This window comes from Sphingomonas ginkgonis, from assembly GCF_003970925.1.
Taxonomy (GTDB): domain Bacteria; phylum Pseudomonadota; class Alphaproteobacteria; order Sphingomonadales; family Sphingomonadaceae; genus Sphingomicrobium; species Sphingomicrobium ginkgonis.
In genome coordinates this window covers 2,333,883-2,357,697 of sequence record NZ_RWJF01000001.1, presented here as the reverse complement: position 1 = coordinate 2,357,697, position 23,815 = coordinate 2,333,883, and the positions used below count along the sequence as shown (strand labels likewise).

Below are 23,815 nucleotides of genomic sequence, written 5' to 3'. Positions count from 1 at the left end.
ACAAAGGCTCGCTTGTTGCTTGAATCCCGGGGATTTCACACGCTGGCCCGAAGTCGCCGAACGCCACCGTTCAGTCTTGCCGCTCAGCTTGCGGCCTGCGTGGCGAAACGCGTCAGCCGAGTCGGCGGGCGGGGTTGCCGACCCAGGTCTCACCGGCCGGAACGTCGCGAGTGACGACGGCGCCGGCGCCGATGATCGCGCGTGCGCCGATCCGAAGGCCGGGCAGGATGATTGCCCCCGCGCCGATCGACGCGCCGTCCTCGACGATCGTCGACAGGAAGGCCTCGGGCCGCTGGCGCGAGCGAGGACGACGGTCGTTGGTGAAGGTCGCGTTGGGGCCGCAGAAGACGTCGTCGCCGAGCTGGACCCCATCCCAGACATAGACGCCGCATTTCAGCGTCACCCGGTCGCCGATCCGCGCGCCGCCTTCGACCAGCGTGTGCGCATTGAGGTTGCAGTCGGCACCGATCGCCGCCCCGGCGAGCACGACGGAGAATTGCCAGACGCGGGTGCGCGGGCCAATTGTCGCATCGTCGGCCACCGCGCCCAGCGGATGGATGAGAGCGGCGGGATCAATCATGCGCGGCGCGCACCGCGGCGACGACCTGCTCGGCCGCCTCGAGGGGGAGATGCGGTCCGATCGGCAGGCTCAGCACCTGCCCGGCTAGGAGGTCGGCGATCGGTAAATTGGCCTGGTTCCACGCCGTGCCGGCATAGGCCTGCTGGCGGTGTGGTGGGACGGGATAGTGGATGAGCGTCTGGACGCCGGCAGCGGTCAGCCGCTGCTGCAGCGCATCGCGTCGGGCGCTCCGGACCACAAACAGGTGCCAGCAGGATTGCGTCCCGTCAGGTTCCGCGGGGAGAACAAGGTCGAGCCCAGACAGGCGTTCACGGTAGAGGCTCGCAAGAGCGGTACGGCGCTTGTTCCAGTCGTCGAGATGCTTGAGCTTGACCCGCAGCACCGCGGCCTGGAGCGGGTCGAGCCGCGAGTTTACGCCCTGAACTTCGTTATAGTAGCGCTTGCGCGACCCATAGTTGCCGAGGACGCGAACACGCTCGGCAAGGTCGGGATCGTCGGTCGTCACCGCGCCCCCGTCACCCAGCGCACCAAGGTTCTTGGACGGGTAGAAGCTCCAGCAGACGGCATGGCCATGCGCGCCGAGGCAGCGGCCGCCGTAACGCGCGCCGTGCGCCTGCGCGGCATCCTCGACGAGGAAGAGGCGGTGGCGGCGGGCGATCTCGAGCAACGGATCAAGATCAGCAGGAAGCCCGTAGAGGTGGGTGGGAAGGAGCGCCTTGGTACGCGGTGTGATCGCGGCATCGACCAGCGCTGGGTCGAGGTTGAACGTGGCGGGATCGGGCTCGACCAGCACCGGGGTCGCCCCGGTCATCGAGATGGCGAGCAGCGTGGCGATATAGCTGTTGCTCGCGGTGATTACCTCGTCGCCCGGCCCGATCTCGAGCGCTCGCAAGACGAGGTGGAGCGCGTCCAGGCCGTTGCCGACACCGACGCAGTTGCTGGCGCCGCAATAGTCGGCGAACTCCTTCTCGAAGGCCTCGACTTCCGGGCCACCGATGTACCAGCCCGACGAGAGGGCGCGAGCGGCGGCCTCGTCGATGCCGGCGCGCAGCTCGGTGGTGGCAGCCGCGAGGTCGAGGAACGGGATCATACCGACTCTCCCGCCGCAAGACGGCGGAACTCGGCATAGTCGCGGATATAGTCGCGCTCGTCATATTCGTAATCGGCGAGCACCAGCAGGACGCAATCGTCGCTGAAGTCGTGCATCTCGTGCCAGATCATCGGTGGCAACCGCAGCGCGCTACCGGGATCGTCGAGCCAGATGCTGGTGCGCTCGCGCCCGTCGTCGAGCAGCATTCGGCACGAGCCCCGGACGGCAATGGCGAGCTGCTGGAGGCGGTGGTGGGCGTGGAACCCCCGGCTTACCGCGCCGACCGTGCCAAACAGATAATAGACGCGCCTTACCGGAAAGCCGATCAGCGCCTCGCCCTCGATCACGGCGAGTTGGCCTCGCTCGTCACCGTAGACGGGAAGGCGCTGGAGCGTGCAGTCCGAGAGGGAGGGCTGGGACATTCGGGTGGAGGCGCCTTCGAGAGGAAGCTGGAACTGCCCGCTGGCATTGCCCAGTTTCGGTGCGGAGCCAACAGGATAATGCGGGCGAGGTTCGCCTTGGCGACGGCTTCAAGCGCACGCAAGAATGTTCGGGGCATCCCCGGCCGGGCGTGCGCTTATCGGGCGGCGCTGATGAAAATCTACATCTGACAGCAAGAAAACCTTGCTATGGGCACGACTTACACGGGCGCTGCGACGGCGGACGACCGGGTCATGGTTGTTTCAGGAGTAAGCGTTGAGCGTCGCCGAGCCTCTCGAAAATCTTCCCCGCCGCCAGCTTGTCACGGCGCTCAGGGCCCTCCGGCGCGGCGATTTCGCGATCCGACTGCCGGAGGGCGCGGACGGGCTCGACGGCGAGATCGCGGCTCTGTTCAACGAAGTCGTCGCCATGAACGAGGGGATCACCCGGGAGTTCGAGCGGCTCTCGGTGGTGGTCGGCAAGGAAGGCAGGATCTCTCAGCGGGCGCGGGTCCGGGGTGCGACCGGCGGGTGGGACGTCAAAATTCGCGCGGTCAACGAGCTGATCGAGGACATGGTCCAGCCGACCACCGAGGTGGCTCGAGTGATCGGGGCTGTCGCCAAGGGCGACCTGTCGCAGAGCATGGCGGTGGAAATCGACGGCCGGCCCTTGCGCGGCGAGTTCCTGCGCATCGGCAAGGTGGTGAACACCATGGTCGAGCAGCTCGGCAGCTTCGCCGACGAGGTGACCCGCGTGGCGCGCGAGGTGGGCACCGAAGGCAAGCTTGGCGGTCAGGCCCAGGTCAAGGGAGTCGCCGGGACTTGGAAAGACCTTACCGACAATGTGAACGCGATGGCGACCAACCTGACGGGGCAGGTTCGGAACATCGCCGAGGTGACGACCGCGGTGGCGCGAGGCGATCTCAGCAAGAAAATTACCGTCGACGTGAAGGGCGAGATCCTCGAGCTCAAGAACACCATCAACACGATGGTGGACCAGCTGAACGGCTTCGCCTCCGAGGTGACGCGCGTCGCGCGCGAGGTCGGCACCGAAGGCAAGCTGGGCGGCCAAGCGCAGGTCCCGGGCGTCGGCGGGACGTGGAAGGATCTGACAGACAATGTCAATTCCATGGCCGAGAATCTTACGGGCCAGGTCCGCAACATCGCCGAGGTGACGACCGCGGTCGCGCGTGGCGACCTGTCGAAGAAGATCACGGTCGACGTGAAGGGCGAGATCCTGGAGCTCAAGAACACGATCAACACGATGGTGGACCAGCTGAACGGGTTCGCCAGCGAGGTGACTCGCGTCGCCCGAGAAGTCGGCACCGAGGGCAAGCTTGGCGGACAAGCACAGGTGCCGGGTGTCGCGGGCACTTGGGCGGATCTCACCAACAATGTGAACTCCATGGCGGCGAACCTCACTGGCCAGGTCCGCAACATCGCCGAGGTGACGACCGCGGTGGCGCGCGGCGATCTCAGCAAGAAGATCACCGTCGATGTGAAAGGCGAGATCCTGAAGCTCAAGAACACCATCAACGTCATGGTGGACCAGCTCAACAGCTTCGCGTCGGAGGTTACTCGCGTGGCGCGCGAAGTGGGCTCGGAGGGCAAGCTCGGCGGCCAAGCGCAGGTCGAAGGCGTCGCGGGTACCTGGGCCGACCTTACCGACAGCGTGAACCTGATGGCCGGCAACCTGACCGGCCAGGTCCGCAACATCGCCGAGGTGACCACCGCGGTGGCGCGCGGCGATCTTTCGAAGAAGATCACGGTCGATGTGAAGGGCGAGATTCTGGAGCTCAAGAACACCATCAACACGATGGTGGACCAGCTGAACAGCTTCGCCTCCGAGGTGACGCGCGTGGCGCGCGAGGTCGGGTCGGAAGGCAAGCTCGGCGGCCAGGCGCAGGTCGAGGGTGCCGCGGGCACCTGGGCGGACCTGACGGACAGCGTGAACCTGATGGCCGGCAACCTGACCGGGCAGGTCCGCAACATCGCCGAGGTCACCACCGCGGTTGCGCGGGGCGACCTCTCGAAGAAGATCACGGTCGAGGTTCGCGGCGAGATCCTCGAGCTGAAGAACACGATCAACGTCATGGTCGACCAGCTCAACGCCTTTGCCGGCGAGGTCACCCGCGTCGCGCGCGAGGTGGGCACCGAGGGCAAGCTCGGCGGCCAGGCGGCTGTGCCGGGGGTCGGCGGTACTTGGAAGGACCTTACCGACAACGTCAACGCGATGGCGGCGAACCTCACTGGACAGGTCCGCAACATCGCCGAGGTGACCACCGCGGTGGCGCTCGGCGATCTGTCGAAGAAGATTACCGTCGATGTCCGTGGCGAGATCCTCGAGCTGAAGAACACCATCAACACGATGGTGGACCAGCTCAACAGTTTCGCCAGCGAGGTGACGCGCGTGGCGCGCGAGGTCGGCACCGAGGGCAAGCTTGGCGGCCAGGCCCAGGTCCGCGGCGTGGCGGGGACGTGGAAGGACCTGACCGACAACGTCAACCTGATGGGTGACAATCTGACCGGTCAGGTGCGCAACATCGCCGAGGTGACGACCGCGGTGGCGCGGGGTGACCTGTCGAAGAAGATCACCGTCGACGTGAAGGGCGAGATCCTCGAGCTGAAGAACACCATCAACACGATGGTGGACCAGCTGAACGGCTTCGCCTCCGAGGTGACCCGCGTCGCCCGAGAGGTCGGCACCGAGGGCAAGCTCGGTGGCCAGGCTCAAGTGCCGGGCGTCGGCGGGACGTGGAAGGACCTGACCGACAACGTCAACCTGATGGCGACCAACCTCACCAACCAGGTACGTGGCATCGCCGATGTCGTGACTGCGGTTGCGCAGGGCAATCTGAAGCGCAAGCTGACCGTCGATGCCAAGGGCGAAATCGCAGCGCTGGCGGAGACGATCAACTTCATGATCGACACGCTGTCGGCGTTCGGTGACCAGGTCACCAATATGGCCCGCGAGGTCGGCATCGAGGGCAAGCTCGGCGGCCAGGCGCGAGTTCCCGGCGCCGCCGGCCTGTGGCGCGATCTAACCGACAACGTGAATGAGCTGGCAGCGAACCTGACCAATCAGGTTCGCTCGATCGCCGATGTGGCGACCGCCGTGACCAAGGGCGACCTCACCCGTTCGGTCGCCGTCGAAGCCTCGGGCGAGATGGCTGCGCTCAAGGACAATATCAACGAGATGATCCGCAACCTCAAGGATCAGACCTTGAAGAACGCAGAGCAGGACTGGCTCAAGACCAATCTCGCGCGCTTCTCGCGGATGCTTCAGGGCGAGCGCGACCTGACGACCGTTTCCAACCTCATCATGTCGGAACTCGCGCCACTGGTGAACGCGCAATACGGCGTCTTCTACGTGACCAAGCGCGAGGAGGAGAAGACCACCCTCGAGCTGGTCGCCAGCTACGGTGCGGACAACCCCGATGCGCTCAAGAAGAAGTTTGGGCTGCGCGAGGGACTTGTCGGGCAGGCGGCGGCGGACCGTCGGCCGATCCTCCTCAAGGACGTCCCGCCCGACTTCGTCCGGATCGGCTCGGGTCTGGGCCATTCGACTCCGGCCAATGTCAGCATCCTGCCGGCGTTGTTCGAGGACGACGTCAAGGCAGTAATCGAACTCGCCTCGTTCAACGACTTCAACGAGACCCACCAGAACTTCCTCGACCAGCTGATGGAATCGGTCGGGATCGTGCTCAATACGATTGCTGCGACGATGCGCACCGAGGGGTTGCTCAAGCAGTCCCAGCTGCTGACCCAGGAGCTGCAGTCGCGGCAGACCGAGCTCACCACCAAGCAGGAGGAACTCCACGCCACCAACGAGGAGCTGCAGGAGAAGGCGGTCGCGCTCGAGAACGAGAAGCGGCAGGTCGAGGCCAAGAACCTCGAGATCGAAATGGCGCGCGGCGCACTGGAGGAGAAGGCCGAGCAGCTCGCGCTGACCTCCAAGTACAAGTCCGAGTTCCTCGCCAACATGAGCCACGAGCTGCGCACCCCGCTCAACTCGCTGCTGATCCTGTCCAAGCTGCTGAGCGACAACCAGCAGGGCAACCTCAACGACAAGCAGGTCGAGTTCGCGCGGACGATCCACTCCGCCGGATCAGACTTGCTGAGCCTGATCAACGACATCCTCGACCTGTCGAAGATCGAATCCGGCACGGTCACGATCGAGGTCGGAGACATGCCGCTGTCGTCGCTCGGCCAGCACATGGAGCGGACCTTCCGCCAGCTGGCGGCGGACAAGGGCCTCGAGTTCAGCATGAAGCTCGCGGGCGACCTGCCCGGGGCGATCCGGACCGACGAGAAGCGGCTCCAGCAGATCATCCTCAACCTCCTGTCGAACGCGTTCAAGTTCACGTCCAAGGGTGGCGTGACGCTCGACGTCCGCCGCGCGACGGAGGGCTGGAGCGCGAGCCACCCCGTGCTGGGCGGCGCGGAGGACGCGATCGCTCTTTCGGTGACGGACACCGGCATCGGCATTCCCGAAAGCAAGCAGCGGCTGATCTTCGAGGCGTTCCAGCAGGCCGACGGGACGACCAGCCGCAAATATGGCGGCACCGGCCTCGGACTGTCGATCAGTCGCGAGATCGCCCGGCTGCTGGGTGGCGAGCTGCGCGTCAGCTCGAAGTCGGGGCAGGGCTCGACCTTCACCCTGTTCATCCCGCTGCAGGTCGCGGCCGAGCCGGCACGACCGGCGGGCTCGGCCCGGACGCCGGCGCGCTACGACAACAGCGGGGCGGTGGTTCCAACCGCGCTCCCGACCGGGTTCGAGGTCGCCGACGATCGCGACCAGCTCGGGCAGACCCCCTTCGTGCTGATCGTCGAGGACGACCCGACCTTCGCCGCTATTCTGCTCGAAGCGGCGCGCGGGGTGGGCATGAAGGGCGTGGTCTCGACCGCAGGCGCCGGAACGCTGCAGATGGCGCGCAAGCTCAAGCCCACCGCGCTGACGCTCGACCTCAACCTCGCCGACATCGACGGGCTGGTCCTGCTCGACCTGCTCCGCCACGACCCCGACACGGCGCACCTGCCGGTCCATGTCATCACCGGTACCGACAAGGCGGCCGCCGCGGCCGGACTGGGCGCGTTCGGAGTGTCGACCAAGCCCGCCGACGAGCGCGAGCTGAAACGGGTCTTTACCGGCCTCCTGAAGGCTGCGCGCGGGGCCAGGCTCAAGGCGGGCGCAACGGCGCCACCAGCAACGTCGGCGAGCGGAGGAGAGGCGAGCGACGTCGATCTCGCCGGGGCCAAGGTGCTGATCGTCGACGACGACATCCGCAACATCTTCTCGCTGACCAGCGTGCTCGAGAGCTACGAGGTCGAGGTGCTCCACGCCGAGCGCGGGCGCGAGGGCATCGCCATCCTCGAGGCGACGCACGACATCGATGTCACGCTGATCGACATCATGATGCCGGAGATGGACGGCTACGAGACAATGCAGCAGATCCGCGATCGGCCGCACCTCGCCGACCTGCCGCTGGTCGCGGTCACCGCCAAGGCGATGAAGGAGGATCGCCAGAAGTGCCTCGACGCGGGCGCGTCCGACTACATCGCCAAGCCGGTCGACATCGAACTGCTGCTCGCGCTGCTGCGGGTGTGGATCACTCGCTCGCGCGCCTCGGCTGAGTCGCGCAACGTGCAGGCGGCGGAGTGAACGTGCAGTCGAGGCCGGGCGGCATCGGTGCCGCCGAGCGCGCCGACCCGATGGGCGCGAATCAGGGGATCGAACGTCCCCGCGTGCTGGTCGTCGACGACGACGAGCGCAACCTGCTGGCGATCGAGACAGTTCTCGAGGAGGTCGGCGAGGTGGTGGTCGCGCGCTCGGGGGAGGAAGCGCTGCGGCACCTGCTGCGCGGCGAGTTCGCGGTCATCCTGCTCGACGTCTACATGCCCGGGCTCGACGGCTATGAGACCGCACAAATCATTCGCCAGCGAGAACAGACGCGCGGCATCCCGATCTGCTTCCTGTCGGCGGTCAACAAGGAAGCCGAGCACCTGATGCGCGGCTATGCGATGGGCGCGGTCGACTATGTGTTCAAGCCGGTCGACCCGGTCATCCTGCGGTCCAAGGTCGCGGTGTTCGTCGACCTGTTCGCCAAGACCAAGGAGATCGAGCGCAAGGCCAAGGCCGAGCAGGAGCTGCTCGATGCCAACCTTCGCGCCAACGCCGAGCTGCTTCAGGCCGAGCAGGAGCTGCGCCGCGCCGAGCAGCGTCAGGCGGCGATCATCCAGTCGCTGCCGATCATCCTCTATCTCGAGCCGCTGACCTGCACGACACGCTGTCCGCACTTCGTCAGCGGCGACTTCGAGGCGATGACCGGCTACCGCTTCGCCGACGTGCTGGAGCAACCCAAGCTGTGGGCCGCGCGGCTCCACCCTGACGACCGCGTCCGGGTGCTGGCGGCGATTGCGGAGCGCGACCGCGCCGGCCGGCTGTCGGTCGAGTATCGCTGGCAGGTCGCCGACGGTAGCTACAAGCATTTCCACGACCAGGCGGTGCTTCTGCGCGACTCCGACGGGTCGCCGCTCGAGTTTGCCGGGACACTGACCGATGTCAGCGAGCGCAAGTTGCTCGAGAGCCAGCTGGTCCAGGCGCAGCGGATGGACGCGCTGGGCAAGCTGACTGGCGGAATTGCGCACGACTTCAACAACCTGCTCGCCGCGGTGCTGGGCGGGATCGGGCTGATCGAGCGGCGGGCGGGGCTCGCCGACGATCATCTCAAGGTCCTGACCATGACCAAGCGCGCGGCGGACCAGGGCTCCGAGCTGGTCGGGCGGCTGCTGGCCTTCGCCCGGCAGCAGCAGCTGCAACCCTCGCGGGTCGACATCGCGGCGCTTCACCGCGGCGTCAACGACCTGATGACCCACACGCTGGGAGGCCGGGTCGAGCTGGAGTGGAGCCTTGCCGAAGCGGGCTGGGCGGCCTTCGCCGACGCCTCGCAACTCGAGCTGGCGCTGATGAATCTCATCATCAACGCGCGCGACGCGATGCCCAACGGCGGCACGATCCGGATCGCCGCGGCGCACCAGAGCGTCGGCGAGCGCGGCGGCCCGGCCGGGCTGGACGCGGGCGACTATGTCGTCTTCTCGGTGATCGACCGCGGGACGGGGATCGCCCCGGAGCATCTCGAGAAGGTGCTCGAGCCCTTCTTCACCACCAAGGAGGTGGGCAAGGGCACCGGGCTCGGGCTCAGCATGGTCTACGGCTTCGCGCAGCAGTCGGGCGGAACGATCCGGCTCGAGAGCCGGCTTGGCGAGGGGACCACCGCGCAGCTGTGGCTGCCACGCGCCGGGGAGGACGAGGGCGGAGAAGCTGATTCCGCACCGGAGCTGGCGAACCAACCGGCCGGGCGTACGCTGACGGTGCTGCTGGTCGACGACCATCCCGAGGTCCGCGCCACCACCGCCGGCATGCTGGTCGACCTCGGCCACCAGGTCATCGAAGCGAGCCAGGGTTCGGAGGCGATCGCGGCGCTCACGGCCAACGAAGGAACAGTCGACCTCCTGGTCAGCGACTATGCGATGCCGCACCTCAGCGGATGCGACGTGGTCCGCCTCGCCCGCGAGGTCCGCTCGGAACTGCCGGCACTGCTGATCACCGGCTACGCCAACGCCGACGAGATCGGCGAGCGGCCCGACGACGTGGCGGTGCTCGGCAAGCCCTTCACCCTCGCCGAACTCGCCGGCGCGATGCGCAAGGTGACGGGCGACTGAGGTTCGGCCTGACCGGTCAGAGCATCTCCAGCGCGACTGGCTGGGTGGGTGCGGGGTAGGATTGGTCGAGGCGGGCGAGGACGTCCTCGGGGAGTTGGAGGTCGGCGGCGGCGCGGTTCTCGCGGACGTGGTCGGCGCTTGCTGCCTTGGGAATGGGGATGATCCCGTCACGCTGGAGGAGCCAGGCGAGCGCGAGCTGGGCCGGGGTGGCGTCGAGCTCCTCGGCGAGGCCGGCGAGTTCCGGATCGGCGAGGAGTCGGCCCTGCTCGACAGGGCTGTAGGCCATGACCGGGATGCCGCGCGTGGCGAGCAGGGGCAGGAGGTCGTGCTCGGGGGAGCGGCGGGTCAGGTTGTAGAGGATCTGGTCGGTGGCGCAGGCCTCGCCGCCGGCGGCGAACAGCTCCTCCATGTCGTCGCTGTCGAGATTGCTGACCCCCCAGCGGAGGATCTTGCCGGCCGCGACAAGCGCTTCCATCGCCTCGACCGTCTTGGCCAGGGGCACGCTTCCGCGCCAGTGCAGCAGGTAGAGGTCGAGCCGGTCGGTGCCGAGCCGCTCGAGGCTCGCCTCGCACGAGCGCTGGAGGCGGGCATGCGAGGCGTTCTGCGGATAGGCCTTGCTGACGAGGAAGACCTCGTCGCGGCGGCCGGCGATCGCCTCGCCCACCAGCCGCTCGGACTCGCCCTCGCCGTACATCTCGGCGGTGTCGATCAGGGTCAGCCCAAGGTCGAGCCCGGTGCGCAGCGCATCGATCTCCTCGCGGCGTCGCGAAGGCTGCTCGGCGAGCATCCAGCTGCCCTGGCCGAGCGCGGGCACCTGGGTGCCGTCGGAAAAGCGGATCGTCTTCATGCCCGGGCAACGCGCCTTGCCCGGGTTCGGTCCGCCTAGGGAGTGAAGTCGCGCAGCCGGGCGACCTCTCGCGCGTCGAGCCGGCGTATCATCGCGACGACGAGATCGACGGTGCGATCGAAGTCGGCGCGGTCGATGATCCCGTTGTGGGCGTGGGTGTAGCGCGCGGGGACGACCAGGTTCACGGTCGGAACGCCGCCCGCGGTCGCCTGGATCGCGGCGCTATCGTCGCCATAGCCCTGCACCAGGTCGCGCTGGAGCGGGACCCCGATCGAGCGGGCCGTATAGGCAACGAGCTGGACCATCTTGCGGTTGGGGATGGCAGAGCTGTCATAGAGGAAGATGCCGGGGCCGCCGCCGAGCACCGCCTGCGTCTCCTCCGGGTTGCGACCAGGGCTGTCGCCGGTAATCCCGCCCTCGATCGCGATGCCGATGTCCGGCTTGATGAGGTCGGCGGCGGTGCGCGCGCCGCGCAGCCCGACTTCCTCCTGGACAGTGGCGGCGACGAACAGCTGGTTGGGATGGCCCTGGCTGCGTAGCCGTCGCATCGCCTCGATCACCACCGCGATGCCGACCCGGTCGTCCCACGCCTTGCCGAGATAGCGTTGGCCGCCGGCGAGGATCGAGAAGGGGGCGTCGGGCACGACGGGATCGCCGGGCTCGATACCGAGCGCGGCGACCTCGGCGCGGGTACGGGCGCCAATGTCGAGGTAGAGGCTGTCGCGCGGGAAGACACGGGTGCGCTCGTCGGCGGGGACGACATGGACGTCGCGGATGCCGGTGACTGCGGTGACCGGGCCGTTGCGCCCGATGATGACCCAGCGCTGGTCGGGCAGCGCCTGATCGAGCCAGCCGCCGAGCATCTGCATCGACAGAAAGCCGGTGTCGGTGACCCGCCGGACCACGCCGCCAAGCTCGTCCATATGAGCGTCGAGCATGATCTTTGGCCCGCTCGTGCCCTGCTGGGCGATCACCGAGCCGAGCCCGTCGTAGCTCACCTTGTCGGCGAGCGGGCTGACCTCGCGGACGACGATCCGGCGCACGCCCTCCTCGAAGCCCGGCGGGCCGGGCGCGTCGGCGAGTTCGCGCAGCAGGCCGGCGGTTCGATCGACGGCGGGCTGGGCGGCGGCGGGAACGGTGAGGACGGCGGCGACGAGGGCAAGAAGCGGGAGTGAACGCATGAACGATCCGATACTCGGGAGGCACCGGGATCATTGCCGATCGAGCCAGGCTCCGCAATTGCCGCACCCGGCTGAGCAGGCGCCGCTTCGACGAACCCGCCGCGCCAAGCGACGGGCGCCGGTCAGGCCTCGATCATCGTCCGAATACGGCTCGCCAATGCGTCCATCGCGAAGGGCTTGGTGATCATTTCCATGCCAGCTTCGAGAAAACCGGAGGCAAGCGCCGCATTTTCGGCATAGCCGGTCATGAACAGGGTGCGGAGCCCGGGGCGGAGCGCCCGCGCGGCGTCGGCGAGCTGGCGGCCGTTGAGTCCGGGCAGCCCGATGTCGGTCACCAGAAGGTCGATCCGTCGCTTCGAGCGGAGCACCTCGAGGCCGCTCGGCCCGTCGGAGGCCTCGATCGCGCCGTAACCGAGTTCTGCCAGCTGCTCGACGATCAGGCCGCGCACGACGCTGTCGTCCTCGACCACCAGCACCACCTCGCCCTGGTCAGCGCGGTGAGTCTCGCCACTGTCGGCGGGAGCCTCGTCGTCCTCGGCGGCGCCGCGGAAGCGGGGGAGGTAGAGGCTGATGGTGGTGCCCTTGCCAAGCTCGCTGTCGATCCGGGCGTAACCTTCGGATTGCTGCGCGAAGCCGTAGATCATCGACAAGCCGAGCCCGGTGCCCTGGCCGATCGGCTTGGTGGTGAAGAAGGGTTCGAACGCCTTGCCGATCGTGTCCGAGTCCATGCCGGTCCCGGTGTCGCTGACGCTGACGCAGACATATTCGCCGGGGCTCATCCCCTGCCTTCCGGCGGCCGCCGCGGAATCGACGTGGGTGTTGCAGGTCGCGATGCTGAGCCGGCCGCCGTCGGGCATGGCGTCGCGCGCGTTGATCACCAGGTTGAGGATGGCGTTCTCGAGCTGGTTGGGATCGCAGTGGGTCAGCCACAGCCCGCCGGCGAGCACCATCTCCAGCTCGATCCGCTCGCCGATGGTTCGCCGCAGCAGGTCTTCCATCGAGGCGGCGAGCGCGTTGGCGCGAACTGGCCGCGGGTCGAGCGGCTGGCGGCGCGAGAAAGCGAGCAGCCGGTGGGTGAGGGCGGCGGCCCGATTGGCCGCTGTCGAGGCGCCGTTGATGAAGCGATCGAGCTCGCCGGTGCGCCCCTGTGCGACGCGGCGCTGGATGATCTCGAGGCTGCCGGTGATGCCCTGGAGTAGGTTGTTGAAGTCGTGCGCGATGCCGCCGGTCAGCTGGCCGACCGCCTCCATCTTCTGCGATTGGCGAAGCTGCTCCTCGGCCAGTTTGAGCGCACCGGCTCGCTGGTTCTCCTCGGTGGCGTCGCGGCCGACGGCAACGATGAAGCCTTCACCCGGTCCGGCGGTCCAGACGATGTCGCGATAGCTGCCGTCGCGATGGCGGTAGCGGTTCTCGAATCGGGCATAGATCTCGCCCTCGGAGAGGCCGCGCGCGCCCTCCATCGTGTGGGCGAGGTCGTCGGGGTGGATGAGGTCGAACAGCGAGGTCCCGACCAGCGCCGCCTCGTCCCAGCCAAGCGTTCGCTCCCATGCCGGGTTGATGGCGTCGATGCGGCCGTCGAAGCCGGCGATCAGCATGAGGTCGGCCGACAGCTGCCACAGCCGGTTGCGGTCGGTGGTGCGGCGGGCGACCTCCTGCTCGAGCGTCGCATTCATCTCGAGCAGCTCGCGCGCCTGCTGCGCCCGGGCCTGCTCGAGCCGCGCTCGCTCGGTTGCGACGCGGACCCGGCTGGCGACTTCGCGAATGAAGTCGAGCTCGCCCTCCGTCCAGTGGCGGTGGCTGCGCTGGCTGACGAACAGCAGCGCGACGAAGCGACCGCGTTCGAACAGCGGAAGGTTGACGAAGGCTCCGGCAGCGCGGGCGAGCAGCGCCTGCGCGAAAGGGGCGGTGCGCGGATCGCTGAGCGCGTCGGTGACGACCACCGCCTGGCCACGCTTCAGATCCTCGATGTAGGTGCCGAAGTCGCGGAAGCGGACCTCGCCGACGAGGCTGGGCGCGCCGTTGGCGGTCCAGTCGCGCTCGACGGTGAGATGCTCGCGCTCTGGATCGACGTCGCCGTAGCCGGCGAGCTCCACGCCGAGCGTCTGCCCGAGGAGCTGGGCGGAGACAAAGGCGATCTCGCCCGCGTCGGTGAGGTCGCGGGTAAGGTCGGCGAGATCGAGCAGGGCGGCCTGAAGCCGCTGCTGTTCGATCAGCGCGCGCCGGGTCGCGGCCTCCTCGGTGACGTCGCGGGCGATGCCGACGAAGCGAACGAAGCGGCCATCGCCGTCGCGCTCGATCTCGCCCTTGCGGGCGATCGAGCGGAGCGCGCCGGTGTCGGCGCGGTGGATGCGGTATTCGACATCGAGCGGTGCTGCGCCGGCGGCACGGGCAGCGAGGCTGGAGACCTGTCCGCGGTCCTCGGGGACGACCAGCTCCTCGAAGGCGGAGGCGGGGAGGGTGTCGGCTGCCGGCAATCCATAGAGCGCGCAGAAGGAGGGGGTCGGGCTGATGGTGCCGTCGGGCGTGACTGCAAAGAGGCCGATCCCGCCGGCTTCCTGCGCGCGATGGAGCAGCGCCTCGACCTCGCCCCGCCGCCGGTCGCCAAGGACCTTGGCGGTGGTCTCGCTGGTGAGGATGAACAACCCGTCGATGCCGCCGGTGGGGCTGAGCACCCGCGAGTAGGAAAAGGTCCACCAGGTATCCGCAAGGCCGCGGTCGGTGGCGAGGCGCCACGGCAGGTCGATGAAGCGCTTGCTTTCGCCCGCGAAGGCGGCGTCGATGATCGGCTTGGCCTGATCCCAGGCGTCCGCCCAAACCTCGCGGAAGGGGGCGCCCATCGCCCAATCGAGACGCGGCCCCAACAGCGGGAAATAGGTCTCGTTGAAGAAGAAGGTCAGCTCTTCCTCGCCCCAGGCCAGGATCATCGACTCCGGCGAGTTGAGGATGGTGCCGAGCGAAACCTTCAGCGTGTCGGGCCAGCCTTCCGGCGGGCCGAGCGGGTGTCCGCTCCAGTCGCGGGCGAGAATCAGGCGGGTCGCTTCGCCGCCGCCCTTCAGGAACCCCAGCGCGCCGGAGAGATGATCCGGCTCCAACCCTTGCACCAACGTCGACTTCCTTGCTTCCCGCCGGCTCCCGGACGCGCCTTCCTGCGCATACTGGCGCGGCCCGGTCGCGTCCGGTTCCGATTGCCTTCCCGCGAGCGCGCAAGGTCAACCGAACCGCCATTCGGTTCCTATATGACCGACTCAACCGTCTTCGGAAATTGGGAAAATGCGGCCGAAGGCACGCCACTCAGCCGCCGTCAGCGCCCGGCTCGGAGCGCCTCCAGCCGGAAGCGCGCCATCATGTCGCGGAAGGTCAGGCCGGTATCGATCCGGGTGTAGACCCGCATCGGCCGGCCCTCCGCGCGTGCCGTGTAGCTGCCGTCGGGGTTCAGCCGCGGGGTGGGCATGAGCCGGTAGTCGCTCGAGGCGGGGTCGGCGGCAAACGGCGTGACCAGCGCCGACAGGGTCACGAGCGGGCTGTCGCCGAGAACATAGGCGTCGGTCTGCGGCAGGGGAGGGAACCCCGGGATCCTGGCCAGCATGGCGGGCACGCTGTCGACGGCGGCCTTGAGGTAGGCGCCGAGTGGGCCCGTCCCCCCGAGTTCGTCGAGCTCGCCGGTGCCGAACAACATGGTCCGGTAGGTGGCGGACGGCACCTGCCAGATCTCGATGTCGGATTCGTTGAAGATGAGCTGGGCGGCGACCGGGTCGATCGAGAAATTGAATTCGGGCTCGCGGTCCATCGCCCCTGGGGGCGCCACGTCGGAGTGGGTGTTGCCGCCAATCCAGATGAGCCTGAGGCGGCGGCCGATCCGGCGGTCGGCCCGCCACGCGAGCGCCAGCTCGGTCAGCCCGGCGCCGGCCGCGTAGATCAGCGGCACCCGCGTGTCCTCGCGCAGCGCCTCGCGGACGATCGGGGCGGTGGCCGCGCTCCGCACCGCGCTGCCGGCAGACCCGAGCGGAGTCTCGGCGCCCGCCAACGGGCGGTAGGATCCGGCCAGCCCGAGCAGCCGCACGATGTCAGCGGCGCGCTGGGCCGAGTCGACCGCATCGTGCCCGCTGCCGAACCGCGCCGGAAGGTGCGAGCCGATGATCAGCGGGATACGGACGGAGCGGCACAGCAGGTGGTGGGCCAGCTGAAACAGCCCGTCAGGGTCGCCGGCGAAGTCGTTGTCGAGGATCACCCGCGCGACCGGCGGCTGGACGAACGGCGCCGCCATGGCTCGCGGGACAGCGAGAAGCGAGGCGCTGGCGCCCAGGAATGTCCGTCGATCGATCGTCAGCGACACCCTGCACCTCCCCGCAGCCCGGGCTCGGTGTAGCAAGCCGGCTGGCACGCGGAAAATAGGACGATTTGGGCCGGGCATAGGCCAGGACTATGTCCATGCTAAGCGGACGCGCGGCCACGACCCTGAAGACGGCTCGATGCGGTGGCTCAAGCCATGCGCCGCTCCCTTATGGAACCAACCGACGACAGCCGCGGGCGATTGCTGCCCGAGCCTTCTGGCCGTCGCCGCGATCCGCCTAGCCGCGCTCCGCCTGAGGGGGCGGCGGCGGGGGAGGCGGGGGTGGCGGCGGCGGCGGGCACTGGGCGGTCACTTCAATGATCGTGCCGTCAGGGCAGGTCTGGGTCGCGACCGGTGCCGGCGGCGGCGGCGGCGGCGCGACCGGCGGCGGCGGCGGCTCCATCATCCGCGCCGGTGGGGCGAACCGATAGTTCACGCCGAGCCGGAAGAAGCGGCCAACCGCCCCCGACTGCGTGTAGGTCGGATTGTAATTGGCTGCCGCATAGTCCGCCGGCGCAATCGGCGCCTTGGTGTCAAACAGGTTGAGCACGTTCCCGTAGACGGTGAGGCGGTCGGTGAGCTTATAACTGCCCACCAGGTCGACCCAGGTATAATGCTTCACCCGGCAGGCGAAGTCCGCATTGTAGAGGTTGGTCGAACAATCATTGCCGGTGCCAGGTCCGTTCTGGTCCTCGGCCGTCATCCGATAGCCGCTGATGTAGTTGACGGTGGCGGTGAGCGTCGCGCGGCCGATGTCAAAGCTGTTCGACCAATTGCCACGCCAACGCGGCGTGCCAGCGCCGGAGGAGAGGATGTAGGGTCCTTGGGTGCCGACATAGTGCTGCGTCGCGCAACTCGGGTCGGTGCCGTCGGAACAGGCGCGGAAGTCGAACTTGTTGATCCGGGTCGCTTCGAGGTTACTCGACCAGCGGATCCCGCCGGGCAGCCTGAAGTCGGCCTGCGCCTCGAAGTCGACCCCGGAGGTGACCAGCGACGACGCGTTCGCATAGGGGCCGACAATGATGGCGACGGAGCGGAGCGCGGCCGGGAACAGTGGGTCGATCCCGTTCAGGATCACCGAGTAGCCCGTCGGGAGAGGCGTTCCGGCATAATAGGCATCGAGCGCGGAGTTCGACAGCGGGCCGCCGGTGATGATGTTCTTCTTCTTGATGTGGTAGAAATCGACGGTGAGGCTGACCTGGCGGATGGGCTGGAGGATCAGGCCCGCCGTGAAGCTCTCCGACTTCTCGGGCTTGAGATCGGGGTTGGCGTTGTTGCGAAAGCCGAGAGCTTGACCGCTGCGGGTGTAGGGGCTGCCGCCGACGCACGACCCGGACGTGAAGACGCCGCCATGCTGCTCGCAGAGCGTCTGGAAGCTGCCGGGATTATAGGTGGTGAAGCCGGTGATCTGCCCAGAGGTCTCGGCAAAGGACGGGGCGCGGAACCCGCGCGACGCGGTGCCCCGCAAGGCAAGCTGGCGGATCGGAGCGAACTTGAACCCGGCCTTGGGCGAGAAGTTGCTGAACCCGGTCGAGTAATGGTCGTAGCGCCCCGAGACCTGCAGCTCGAGCTGTTTCAGGACCGGCGCCGAGATCTCGAAGAAGGCGGCCTCGACATCGCGGTCGCCCTTGGCGGTCACCTGGTTCACGCCGATGAAGTCGGCGGTCGGATTGACGTTCGGGTTGTCGAGTGACTCGTGTCGGAAGTGCGCGCCGATACCGAGCTGCAACGGTCCGCCCGGCAGCTGGAACAGGTTCTTCGTCAGCACGCCCTGGATCGCATAGAGCGCGGACGTCGCCGTGTTGATGTTCCGCAGGACCACCGCGTCGCGAATCGCCTGGCTGTTCTGCGTCGGATCGAGCAGGTTGTATTGACCGGTCGCGATCGCCTGCGTGAAGCCGGACAGGCTGATGACATCGGATGACTGCCGGAGCCGGCTCTGCGAAGCCGTCGCGTCGACGCGGAACTCGAACCCGTCGCCGAACCGGCCGGACACACCCACGGCTCCCCGCAGCACTTCGTTGCGCAGCCTGGTGTTTGTGTCGAAGCCGTCGCGTGCAGAGAAGCGGTAGAACAGCTGGGCCGCATTGGCCAACGGGTCGCCCACGCCCGACGCATAGGGATTGTAGGGGTTGAGGCGACGGTCGGCCGCGGTGTCGCAATTCACGCCGGCCGCGCAGACATAGTTGGGCAGCACGAAGGTGGTGGTCTGCGTCGGGCTGGTGACGCGCAGGCTTTGCGGCACGCCGCCGGCGGTCAGGTCGCTGCGGTACCAGCTCAGCGTCATATAGGCTTCGATGTCGTCGCTGACCCGCGCGCTCATGTGGCCGACCAGCCCGTAGCGCTTGGTCTCCGGCTGGATCTCGCCATAGTTGGCGACCTGGTTCTCGGCGCAGCTCTGGCTGCCGTTATCCGGATCCGTCGTGATCGCGCCACCGACCTGCGCGCATTGGGCAGGGTTGAGCAGCGTGAAGATGTTGCCGCCGGCCGCCGCGGACAGCGGAATGGCGCCCAGCAGATTGTTGTTGGCGAGCTGGGTTGCCCGCCGAACCTCGGCGACCGTCGGCGTGGTGCCGGAGTCGAGCAGGTCGGCGTTGAGGTTGAGACCGCCGGGCAGGCGGGTCAGATCGTTCGTGTTGAATGGGAAACCGCGCTGCCGAGCGAAGATCTTGCGATTGAGCTCGTACTCGGCGCCGACGTAGAAGTTCAGCCCCTTGTTCGCATAGTCGCCCCAGCCGGCCAGGATCGACCCGCGGTACGTATTGCCGCCGCCATGCTGCGACGTGCCGCCTTCGAGCGTCGCGTCGAGACCGCGGAAGGACTTGCGCTGGATGATGTTGACGACGCCGCCGATCGCGTCGGCACCATAGGTGGACGAGGCGCCGTCCTTCAGCACCTCGACCCGCTCTATCGAAACGCGCGGCATGGTGTTGAGGTCGACGAAGGAGCGCTGTCCGTCGTCCGACAGCGGGTAGTTGGTGACCCGCTGGCCGTCGACCAGCGTCAGTGTCGAATTCACGGTCAGGCCCCGGAGCGACGGCGCGGAGGCACCGGCCCCGAAGCCGCCGGCGAACGCATTAGGAATGCTACCGCTGCTGTCGGCCGAGACGGAGCGGACCGCGTCGGAGACGTTGGTGATGCCGCGGCGCGCCAGCGACTCCGACGAGAGCACGGTGACCGGTGACGACGTCTCCGTGTTCGTCCGCCGGAAGATCGTCCCGGTGACCACGATCTCTTCCGGAGCGGGGCTCTGGTTGGCGCTCTCGACCGGCGTGGTGGGAGCCGGTGTGCCGGCTTGCGGCGCGGACGAGGAGGACTGGGTCTGGTTCTGCGGTGTCGTCGAACTTGGCGTAGCGCCCTGATCCTGCGCACGTGCCGGCGCAGCAATCCACAGCTGCCCGGCCAGAGTGGTCGCAAGCAGCATCGCCTTTTTCTCAAGCTGGTTCATGTCGTGTCCCGCTCGTCGATGTGTGGAAGCGCGAAACCATCCGACGCGTGGAAGCGCGGACGCGGGATACAAGCATGATTTGGGCGAAAAGTAATTAGTCTTAATTATCTAGTTGGCTGTTCGCGGTGAACTGTGGCTCGGAAGTCAGTTCGAGAAGAGCGCGTGACATGTGTCGGCGCGCATCATTTTGGCTCATAGTGGCGCACCGGCAACAATGTTTGATGATCGGGCGTCAAGCGGCTTCATCCAGGCGCAACAATGCATGAAAGGCGTCGTCCACCTCCTGCTCCGGTGCGGTCGCGCCATCGTCCAGCCAGGCGAGCATGAGGGCGAAGAAGGTGCTGACCACCGCCTTGGCCAGATGATCGCGTGGGAGCCGCCCCAGTGGTCCCGGCAGTGTCCGTCCGGCAAGCTCGGCCCGAGCGCGCTCGACCAGCATGTCGCGGATGGCGGGGAACATGGCCTCGGTGCCACCCTGATCGACCAAGGCTCGGTAGAGCGCGAGATTCTCCTTGGCGTGCGCGAGCATCGGGCGACTGAAGGCGAAATGCAGGTCGCTCGCCTGCTCGCCGTCGGTCGAGGCCAATCGCTGGTGCAGCGACTTCAACTGGCTCCGCTTGAGCTCACCCTTGTCGCGGAAATGCGCATAGAAGGTCGAACGCCCGACCCCGGCGCGACTGCAAAGCGCTTCCACGGTGACCGCTTCATAGTCCTGCTCGGACAACAAGTGGACAAGCGCTTGCTGGAGCTGGGCTCGGGTGCGGGCAGCGCGGCGATCCATTACAGTGGTTCCGGAACACTGATGAGCAATGTGTCCGGCATCTCCACTCGCTTGTCCACCTTGAGCGTGGGATAGGCGTTGTCCATGATCCGCCGAGACAAACGGGCGAGAAGCGTGCTGGCGATGACCCTAGGGGTAATCGTGCTGGTTCATCTCGGGATCGTCGGGTTGATCATGAGCAATGCGGGGCTGTCCACCACCGTGCTCGCGGCGTTGGCGCTGGTCGTCGCTCACTCGGCCCGCAAACAGGTCACACCAGCGACAAGCCACCGCCTGAGCAGGACGGTCGCAACCCTGCTGCTGGTGACAGGCATGACGCTGGTGCTGTTCGGCCTCGCAGCGGCCCACCTCTGCAATGCGGACCTTGAGGTGCTCCGGCTGTGCTCCGCTCCGCGAGCCGTGGACATTGTCTGCCACAAGCTCGGACCGGTCCTGCTGTTGCTCGGCCTGACGGGGATGCTGGCGATGCATCGCCGCTCGTCCTTGGATGGCCGCTGATGTACCTGTGCGACGAAAGGATCTCCGATGCGCCCGCAGCCGCTGATTGCCGTGACCGACGTCGAAGCGAGCAGCCGATGGTACCAGCAATTGCTGGGCTGCCGGAGCGATCACGGCGGTCCGGCCTATGAGCGCCTCGTCGCCGACGGCACGCTGATCCTCCAGCTTCACAGCTTCGATGTCGAACATGACCATGGACGGATTGGGGACAAGAACGACCGGCCCTTTGGCAATGGTGTCCTCCTCTGGTTCGAAGTCGACGATTTCGACCTCGCGATGGAGCGGATCGAGCGGATGAACGCCGAGGTCGTCCTCCCCAGACACCGCAACCCTCCACCACCGCAGGAGGGCGGCCCCAATCACTGGGAAGTATGGCTGAAGGACCCCGACGGCTACCCTGTCGTGCTCTCAAGCCCAGACGGCACCGCGGACGCACAATGGAGGCCGGCAAGTTCCGACCGGGGCTGATCCTGCGCTTGGCTTCTGCGGTTTGCATCGGCTCGTGGCGCATTCCTCGGGAGCCAGAGAACTCCTCCGCAGGGGCATAAAGAAAGCAGAAAGCGAACCTTGGGTCGGCCATGCGCGTCGCCCGTCACCAAGAGGCATCATGGAAACCCTTTCTGAGACGACCGACGGATCTCCCGGAACCGGCCGCATTCTGCCATCCGCGACGTAGGTTCGTGGCGGGCGACAACTCTCACAATGGTAGTGGCTATCGACAATGAGATAGGTGTCGAAGCCGGCCTGCCCCATCTGGGTCTGGAGATCCGCCATCCAAACGCATCGAAGTAATTGGCTCCACGGGCGAGCGCGGAACTGGCGGAAAGGGCAATTGCAAGGATGACGCCAATGCTGAAGGGCAGCAGGTGAATATTTGCGCAAGCCCTGACCAGTGCGTCGTCCGGAAGAAAGGGCCGGATAGGTGAGGCTGTCGGGTACTTACTGCGTTCGAACCAGCGCATTCCGATACAGGATCTCACTCGAAGAGTTCCCCCCGGCAGTGATAGCCCAAGATCGCTCCTGTCTAAGCTCGTTGCATGTTGAAGATTCGACTGCCCAGCAGATTTCGACTGCTGTTCACTGAAGACGCGCGCCCCGGCAGCGACGCTGTTGCTGCCGACATAAATGGCGCGCCCGGCTGGATTCGAACCAGCGACCACGAGCTTAGAAGGCACGTGCTCTATCCAACTGAGCTACGGGCGCCCGCTCGCAGCCCTAGCCGCATTTGCCTCGGCGGGGAACCGCGCTAGGCTGACGGGATGAGGGGGCAGGGGCAGGAGATCGCCGCGGTCGAGGCGCGTGCGATGGCGGGGCGGCACTTCCGCTATTTCGACCTCGTGATGGCGGCCTTTGTCGTTATCCTGCTGCTGTCGAACGTCATCGGCGCCGAGAAGCGCTCGGTGATCGACTCCCGCTCGTCGGGCCGTGGCCGTTCGGCGCAGGCATCCTCTTCTTCCCGCTGAGCTATGTGCTCAACGACGTGCTGACCGAGGTCTACGGCTATGCCCGTGCCCGGCGAGTGACCTGGGCGGGGTTTGCCGCGCTGCTGTTCATGGCGGTGATGGAGTGGGTGGTCGTTCACCTGCCGGTGGCGGAAGGGTGGACCGGGCAGGCGGCGTACGAGCGGGTGTTCGGATCAGGCTGGCGGATCATCCTCGCGTCGCTGGCCGCCTTCGCGGTGGGCGACTTCCTCAACTCGGTGGTGCTCGCCAAGATGAAGATCTGGACCGGTGGGCGGATGCTGTGGACGCGGACGATCGGGAGCACCATCGTCGGGGAGGGGGCGGACAGCCTGATCTTCTATCCCTTGGCCTTCTATGGAATGGCGGACTGGCCTATTGCGGCGCTGGGCGCCGTGATGCTGAGCCAGTTCGTGCTGAAGGTATCGTGGGAAGTGCTGCTGACCCCCATCACCTATGCGGTGGTCGGGTTCCTCAAAGCCCGCGAGGGAATCGACGTCTACGACGTCGGTACCGACTTCAACCCGTTCGAAGTCGCGGTCTAGGCGGTAGCGAGCGCGCCGAGCGCAGCTTCGAACAGGCGGCGGCCGTCGGTGTTGCCATGCGCCGGCTCCAGGGCTCGTTCGGGGTGCGGCATCATGCCAAGCACATTGCCCGCGTCGTTGACGATCCCGGCAATGTCGCGCGCAGAGCCATTGCAGCCGGTCGCGTAGCGGAAGGCGACGCGACCCCCGCCCTCCAGCCGGTCGAGCGTTTCCGGATCGGCCTGGTAGTTGCCGTCATGATGCGCGATCGGGATGGTGATCGTTTCGCCCGCCTGGTAGCCGCTGGTGAAGAGGGTCTGGCTGTTCTCGACCGACAGCTTCACCGGCTTGCAGAGAAAATGAAGACTGGCATTGCGCATCAGTGCGCCTGGCAGCAGTCCCGCCTCCGTCAGGATCTGGAAGCCGTTGCAGATGCCGAGCACCGGCACGCCGCGCCCGGCCGCCTCGACCACCGCCTGCATCACCGGCGAGCGGGCCGCCATCGCACCCGAGCGGAGATAGTCGCCGTAGGAAAAGCCACCTGGGACGGCGATGAAATCCACGCCGGACAGGTCGGTGTCGCGGTGCCAGACCATGCGCGGCGCCTTGCCGGTGACCGTCTCCAGAGCGACGGCAAGGTCGCGGTCGCAATTGCTCCCGGGGAAGACGATGACCGCGCTGTCCATCAGAGCTTCTCGACCCGGTAGTTCTCGATCACCGTGTTGGCGAGCAGCTGGCGGCACATCTGGTCGATGGCTTCGTCGCTGGTGCCGTCGGCGAGCTCCAGCTCGATCAACTTGCCGGCACGGACGTCGCCGACTCCGGCGAACCCGAGCCCCTCCAGCGCATGGCCGATCGCCTTGCCCTGTGGGTCGAGCACCCCCGGCTTCAATGTCACGAACACGCGCGCCTTCACGGTCGAGCACTCCCTTGGC

15 protein-coding genes, 1 tRNA gene and 1 pseudogene are annotated in these 23,815 nt (G+C 67.1%); 5 read left to right on the top strand and 12 right to left on the bottom strand.

All coding sequences use genetic code 11. The features are described from left to right. Positions 1 to 112 precede the first annotated feature (112 nt). Genes HMF7854_RS16180 through HMF7854_RS11410 form a run of 3 tightly spaced genes read right to left on the bottom strand, consistent with a single transcriptional unit; the run spans position 113 to position 2,092 of the window. Positions 113 to 541, bottom strand: coding sequence for an acyltransferase (locus HMF7854_RS16180; protein ID WP_221766443.1), 429 nt, complete (start codon positions 539 to 541; stop codon positions 113 to 115). Between the two features lie 31 nt (positions 542 to 572). Then, positions 573 to 1,670, bottom strand: a complete 1,098-nt coding sequence (locus HMF7854_RS11415) for a DegT/DnrJ/EryC1/StrS family aminotransferase (RefSeq protein ID WP_126719205.1) — start codon at positions 1,668 to 1,670, stop codon at positions 573 to 575. Then, on the bottom strand, positions 1,667 to 2,092 hold the full coding sequence (locus HMF7854_RS11410; protein WP_126719204.1) for a sugar 3,4-ketoisomerase: 426 nt from the start codon (positions 2,090 to 2,092) through the stop codon (positions 1,667 to 1,669). Before HMF7854_RS11410 ends, HMF7854_RS11415 begins: the two co-directional genes overlap by 4 nt. A 274-nt stretch (positions 2,093 to 2,366) precedes the next feature. Between HMF7854_RS11410 and HMF7854_RS11405 the strand changes: the two genes are divergently transcribed. Then, positions 2,367 to 7,751 (top strand): HAMP domain-containing protein, encoded by a 5,385-nt coding sequence (locus tag HMF7854_RS11405; RefSeq protein WP_126719203.1) that lies wholly within the window; start codon positions 2,367 to 2,369, stop codon positions 7,749 to 7,751. Then, positions 7,748 to 9,811, top strand: a complete 2,064-nt coding sequence (locus HMF7854_RS11400) for a response regulator (protein ID WP_221766442.1) — start codon at positions 7,748 to 7,750, stop codon at positions 9,809 to 9,811. The genes HMF7854_RS11405 and HMF7854_RS11400 overlap by 4 nt, the downstream gene beginning before the upstream one ends. A 16-nt stretch (positions 9,812 to 9,827) precedes the next feature. On the opposite strand, the gene HMF7854_RS11395 is transcribed toward HMF7854_RS11400, so the two are convergent. The 6 genes from HMF7854_RS11395 to HMF7854_RS11370 all read right to left on the bottom strand — a co-directional run bounded on the left by HMF7854_RS11395 (position 9,828) and on the right by HMF7854_RS11370 (position 20,398). Continuing rightward, positions 9,828 to 10,658 (bottom strand): aldo/keto reductase, encoded by an 831-nt coding sequence (locus HMF7854_RS11395; RefSeq protein ID WP_126719202.1) that lies wholly within the window; start codon positions 10,656 to 10,658, stop codon positions 9,828 to 9,830. Positions 10,659 to 10,693: 35 nt separating this feature from the next. Further along, positions 10,694 to 11,839: a M42 family metallopeptidase gene (locus HMF7854_RS11390; RefSeq protein WP_126719201.1), complete on the bottom strand. Its 1,146-nt coding sequence runs from the start codon at positions 11,837 to 11,839 to the stop codon at positions 10,694 to 10,696. A gap of 122 nt (positions 11,840 to 11,961) precedes the next feature. Beyond that, on the bottom strand, positions 11,962 to 14,940 hold the full coding sequence (locus HMF7854_RS11385; RefSeq protein WP_239017041.1) for a PAS domain-containing protein: 2,979 nt from the start codon (positions 14,938 to 14,940) through the stop codon (positions 11,962 to 11,964). Between the two features lie 200 nt (positions 14,941 to 15,140). After that, on the bottom strand, positions 15,141 to 16,172 hold the full coding sequence (locus HMF7854_RS11380; RefSeq protein ID WP_239016949.1) for a nucleoside hydrolase: 1,032 nt from the start codon (positions 16,170 to 16,172) through the stop codon (positions 15,141 to 15,143). Positions 16,173 to 16,407: 235 nt separating this feature from the next. After that, the gene (locus tag HMF7854_RS11375) at positions 16,408 to 19,617 is read right to left on the bottom strand and encodes a TonB-dependent receptor plug domain-containing protein (RefSeq protein ID WP_126719200.1); all 3,210 of its coding nucleotides are present in this window, start codon (positions 19,615 to 19,617) and stop codon (positions 16,408 to 16,410) included. 232 nt (positions 19,618 to 19,849) lie between these two features. Continuing rightward, positions 19,850 to 20,398, bottom strand: coding sequence for a TetR/AcrR family transcriptional regulator (locus HMF7854_RS11370; RefSeq protein ID WP_126719199.1), 549 nt, complete (start codon positions 20,396 to 20,398; stop codon positions 19,850 to 19,852). Positions 20,399 to 20,482: 84 nt separating this feature from the next. On the opposite strand from HMF7854_RS11370, the gene HMF7854_RS11365 reads away from it, so the two are divergent. After that, entirely contained in the window at positions 20,483 to 20,896 is a 414-nt protein-coding gene (locus HMF7854_RS11365) for a hypothetical protein (RefSeq protein WP_126719198.1), read from the top strand. Positions 20,897 to 20,923: 27 nt separating this feature from the next. Beyond that, on the top strand, positions 20,924 to 21,364 hold the full coding sequence (locus tag HMF7854_RS11360) for a VOC family protein (RefSeq protein WP_126719197.1): 441 nt from the start codon (positions 20,924 to 20,926) through the stop codon (positions 21,362 to 21,364). Positions 21,365 to 22,022: 658 nt separating this feature from the next. Here HMF7854_RS11360 and HMF7854_RS11355 read toward each other — a convergent pair. Further along, positions 22,023 to 22,099: transfer RNA gene (locus HMF7854_RS11355), tRNA-Arg, on the bottom strand. A gap of 56 nt (positions 22,100 to 22,155) precedes the next feature. On the opposite strand from HMF7854_RS11355, the pseudogene HMF7854_RS11350 reads away from it, so the two are divergent. Further along, positions 22,156 to 22,901 (top strand): annotated as a pseudogene (locus HMF7854_RS11350) (queuosine precursor transporter). Here the strand turns inward: HMF7854_RS11350 and purQ are convergent. Both purQ and purS read right to left on the bottom strand, forming a co-directional pair. Further along, a complete protein-coding gene (gene purQ / locus HMF7854_RS11345; protein WP_126719196.1) occupies positions 22,898 to 23,566 on the bottom strand; it encodes a phosphoribosylformylglycinamidine synthase subunit PurQ in 669 nt (222 codons plus the stop codon). The pseudogene HMF7854_RS11350 and the gene purQ sit on opposite strands and share 4 nt — an antisense overlap. After that, positions 23,566 to 23,796: a phosphoribosylformylglycinamidine synthase subunit PurS gene (gene purS, locus HMF7854_RS11340; protein ID WP_126719195.1), complete on the bottom strand. Its 231-nt coding sequence runs from the start codon at positions 23,794 to 23,796 to the stop codon at positions 23,566 to 23,568. The genes purQ and purS overlap by 1 nt, the downstream gene beginning before the upstream one ends. Between the last annotated feature and the right edge of the window lie 19 nt (positions 23,797 to 23,815).

Excerpts from the sequence above, each read along its gene's own strand:
- HMF7854_RS11415 (WP_126719205.1), bottom strand. The coding sequence starts at position 1,670 with ATGATCCCGTTCCTCGACCTCGCGGCTGCCACCACCGAGCTGCGCGCC.
- HMF7854_RS11410 (WP_126719204.1), bottom strand. The coding sequence starts at position 2,092 with ATGTCCCAGCCCTCCCTCTCGGACTGCACGCTCCAGCGCCTTCCCGTC.
- HMF7854_RS11395 (WP_126719202.1), bottom strand. The coding sequence starts at position 10,658 with ATGAAGACGATCCGCTTTTCCGACGGCACCCAGGTGCCCGCGCTCGGC.
- HMF7854_RS11390 (WP_126719201.1), bottom strand. The coding sequence starts at position 11,839 with ATGCGTTCACTCCCGCTTCTTGCCCTCGTCGCCGCCGTCCTCACCGTT.
- HMF7854_RS11375 (WP_126719200.1), bottom strand. The coding sequence starts at position 19,617 with ATGAACCAGCTTGAGAAAAAGGCGATGCTGCTTGCGACCACTCTGGCC.
- HMF7854_RS11370 (WP_126719199.1), bottom strand. The coding sequence starts at position 20,398 with ATGGATCGCCGCGCTGCCCGCACCCGAGCCCAGCTCCAGCAAGCGCTT.
- HMF7854_RS11365 (WP_126719198.1), top strand. The coding sequence starts at position 20,483 with ATGATCCGCCGAGACAAACGGGCGAGAAGCGTGCTGGCGATGACCCTA.
- HMF7854_RS11360 (WP_126719197.1), top strand. The coding sequence starts at position 20,924 with ATGCGCCCGCAGCCGCTGATTGCCGTGACCGACGTCGAAGCGAGCAGC.
- purQ (WP_126719196.1), bottom strand. The coding sequence starts at position 23,566 with ATGGACAGCGCGGTCATCGTCTTCCCCGGGAGCAATTGCGACCGCGAC.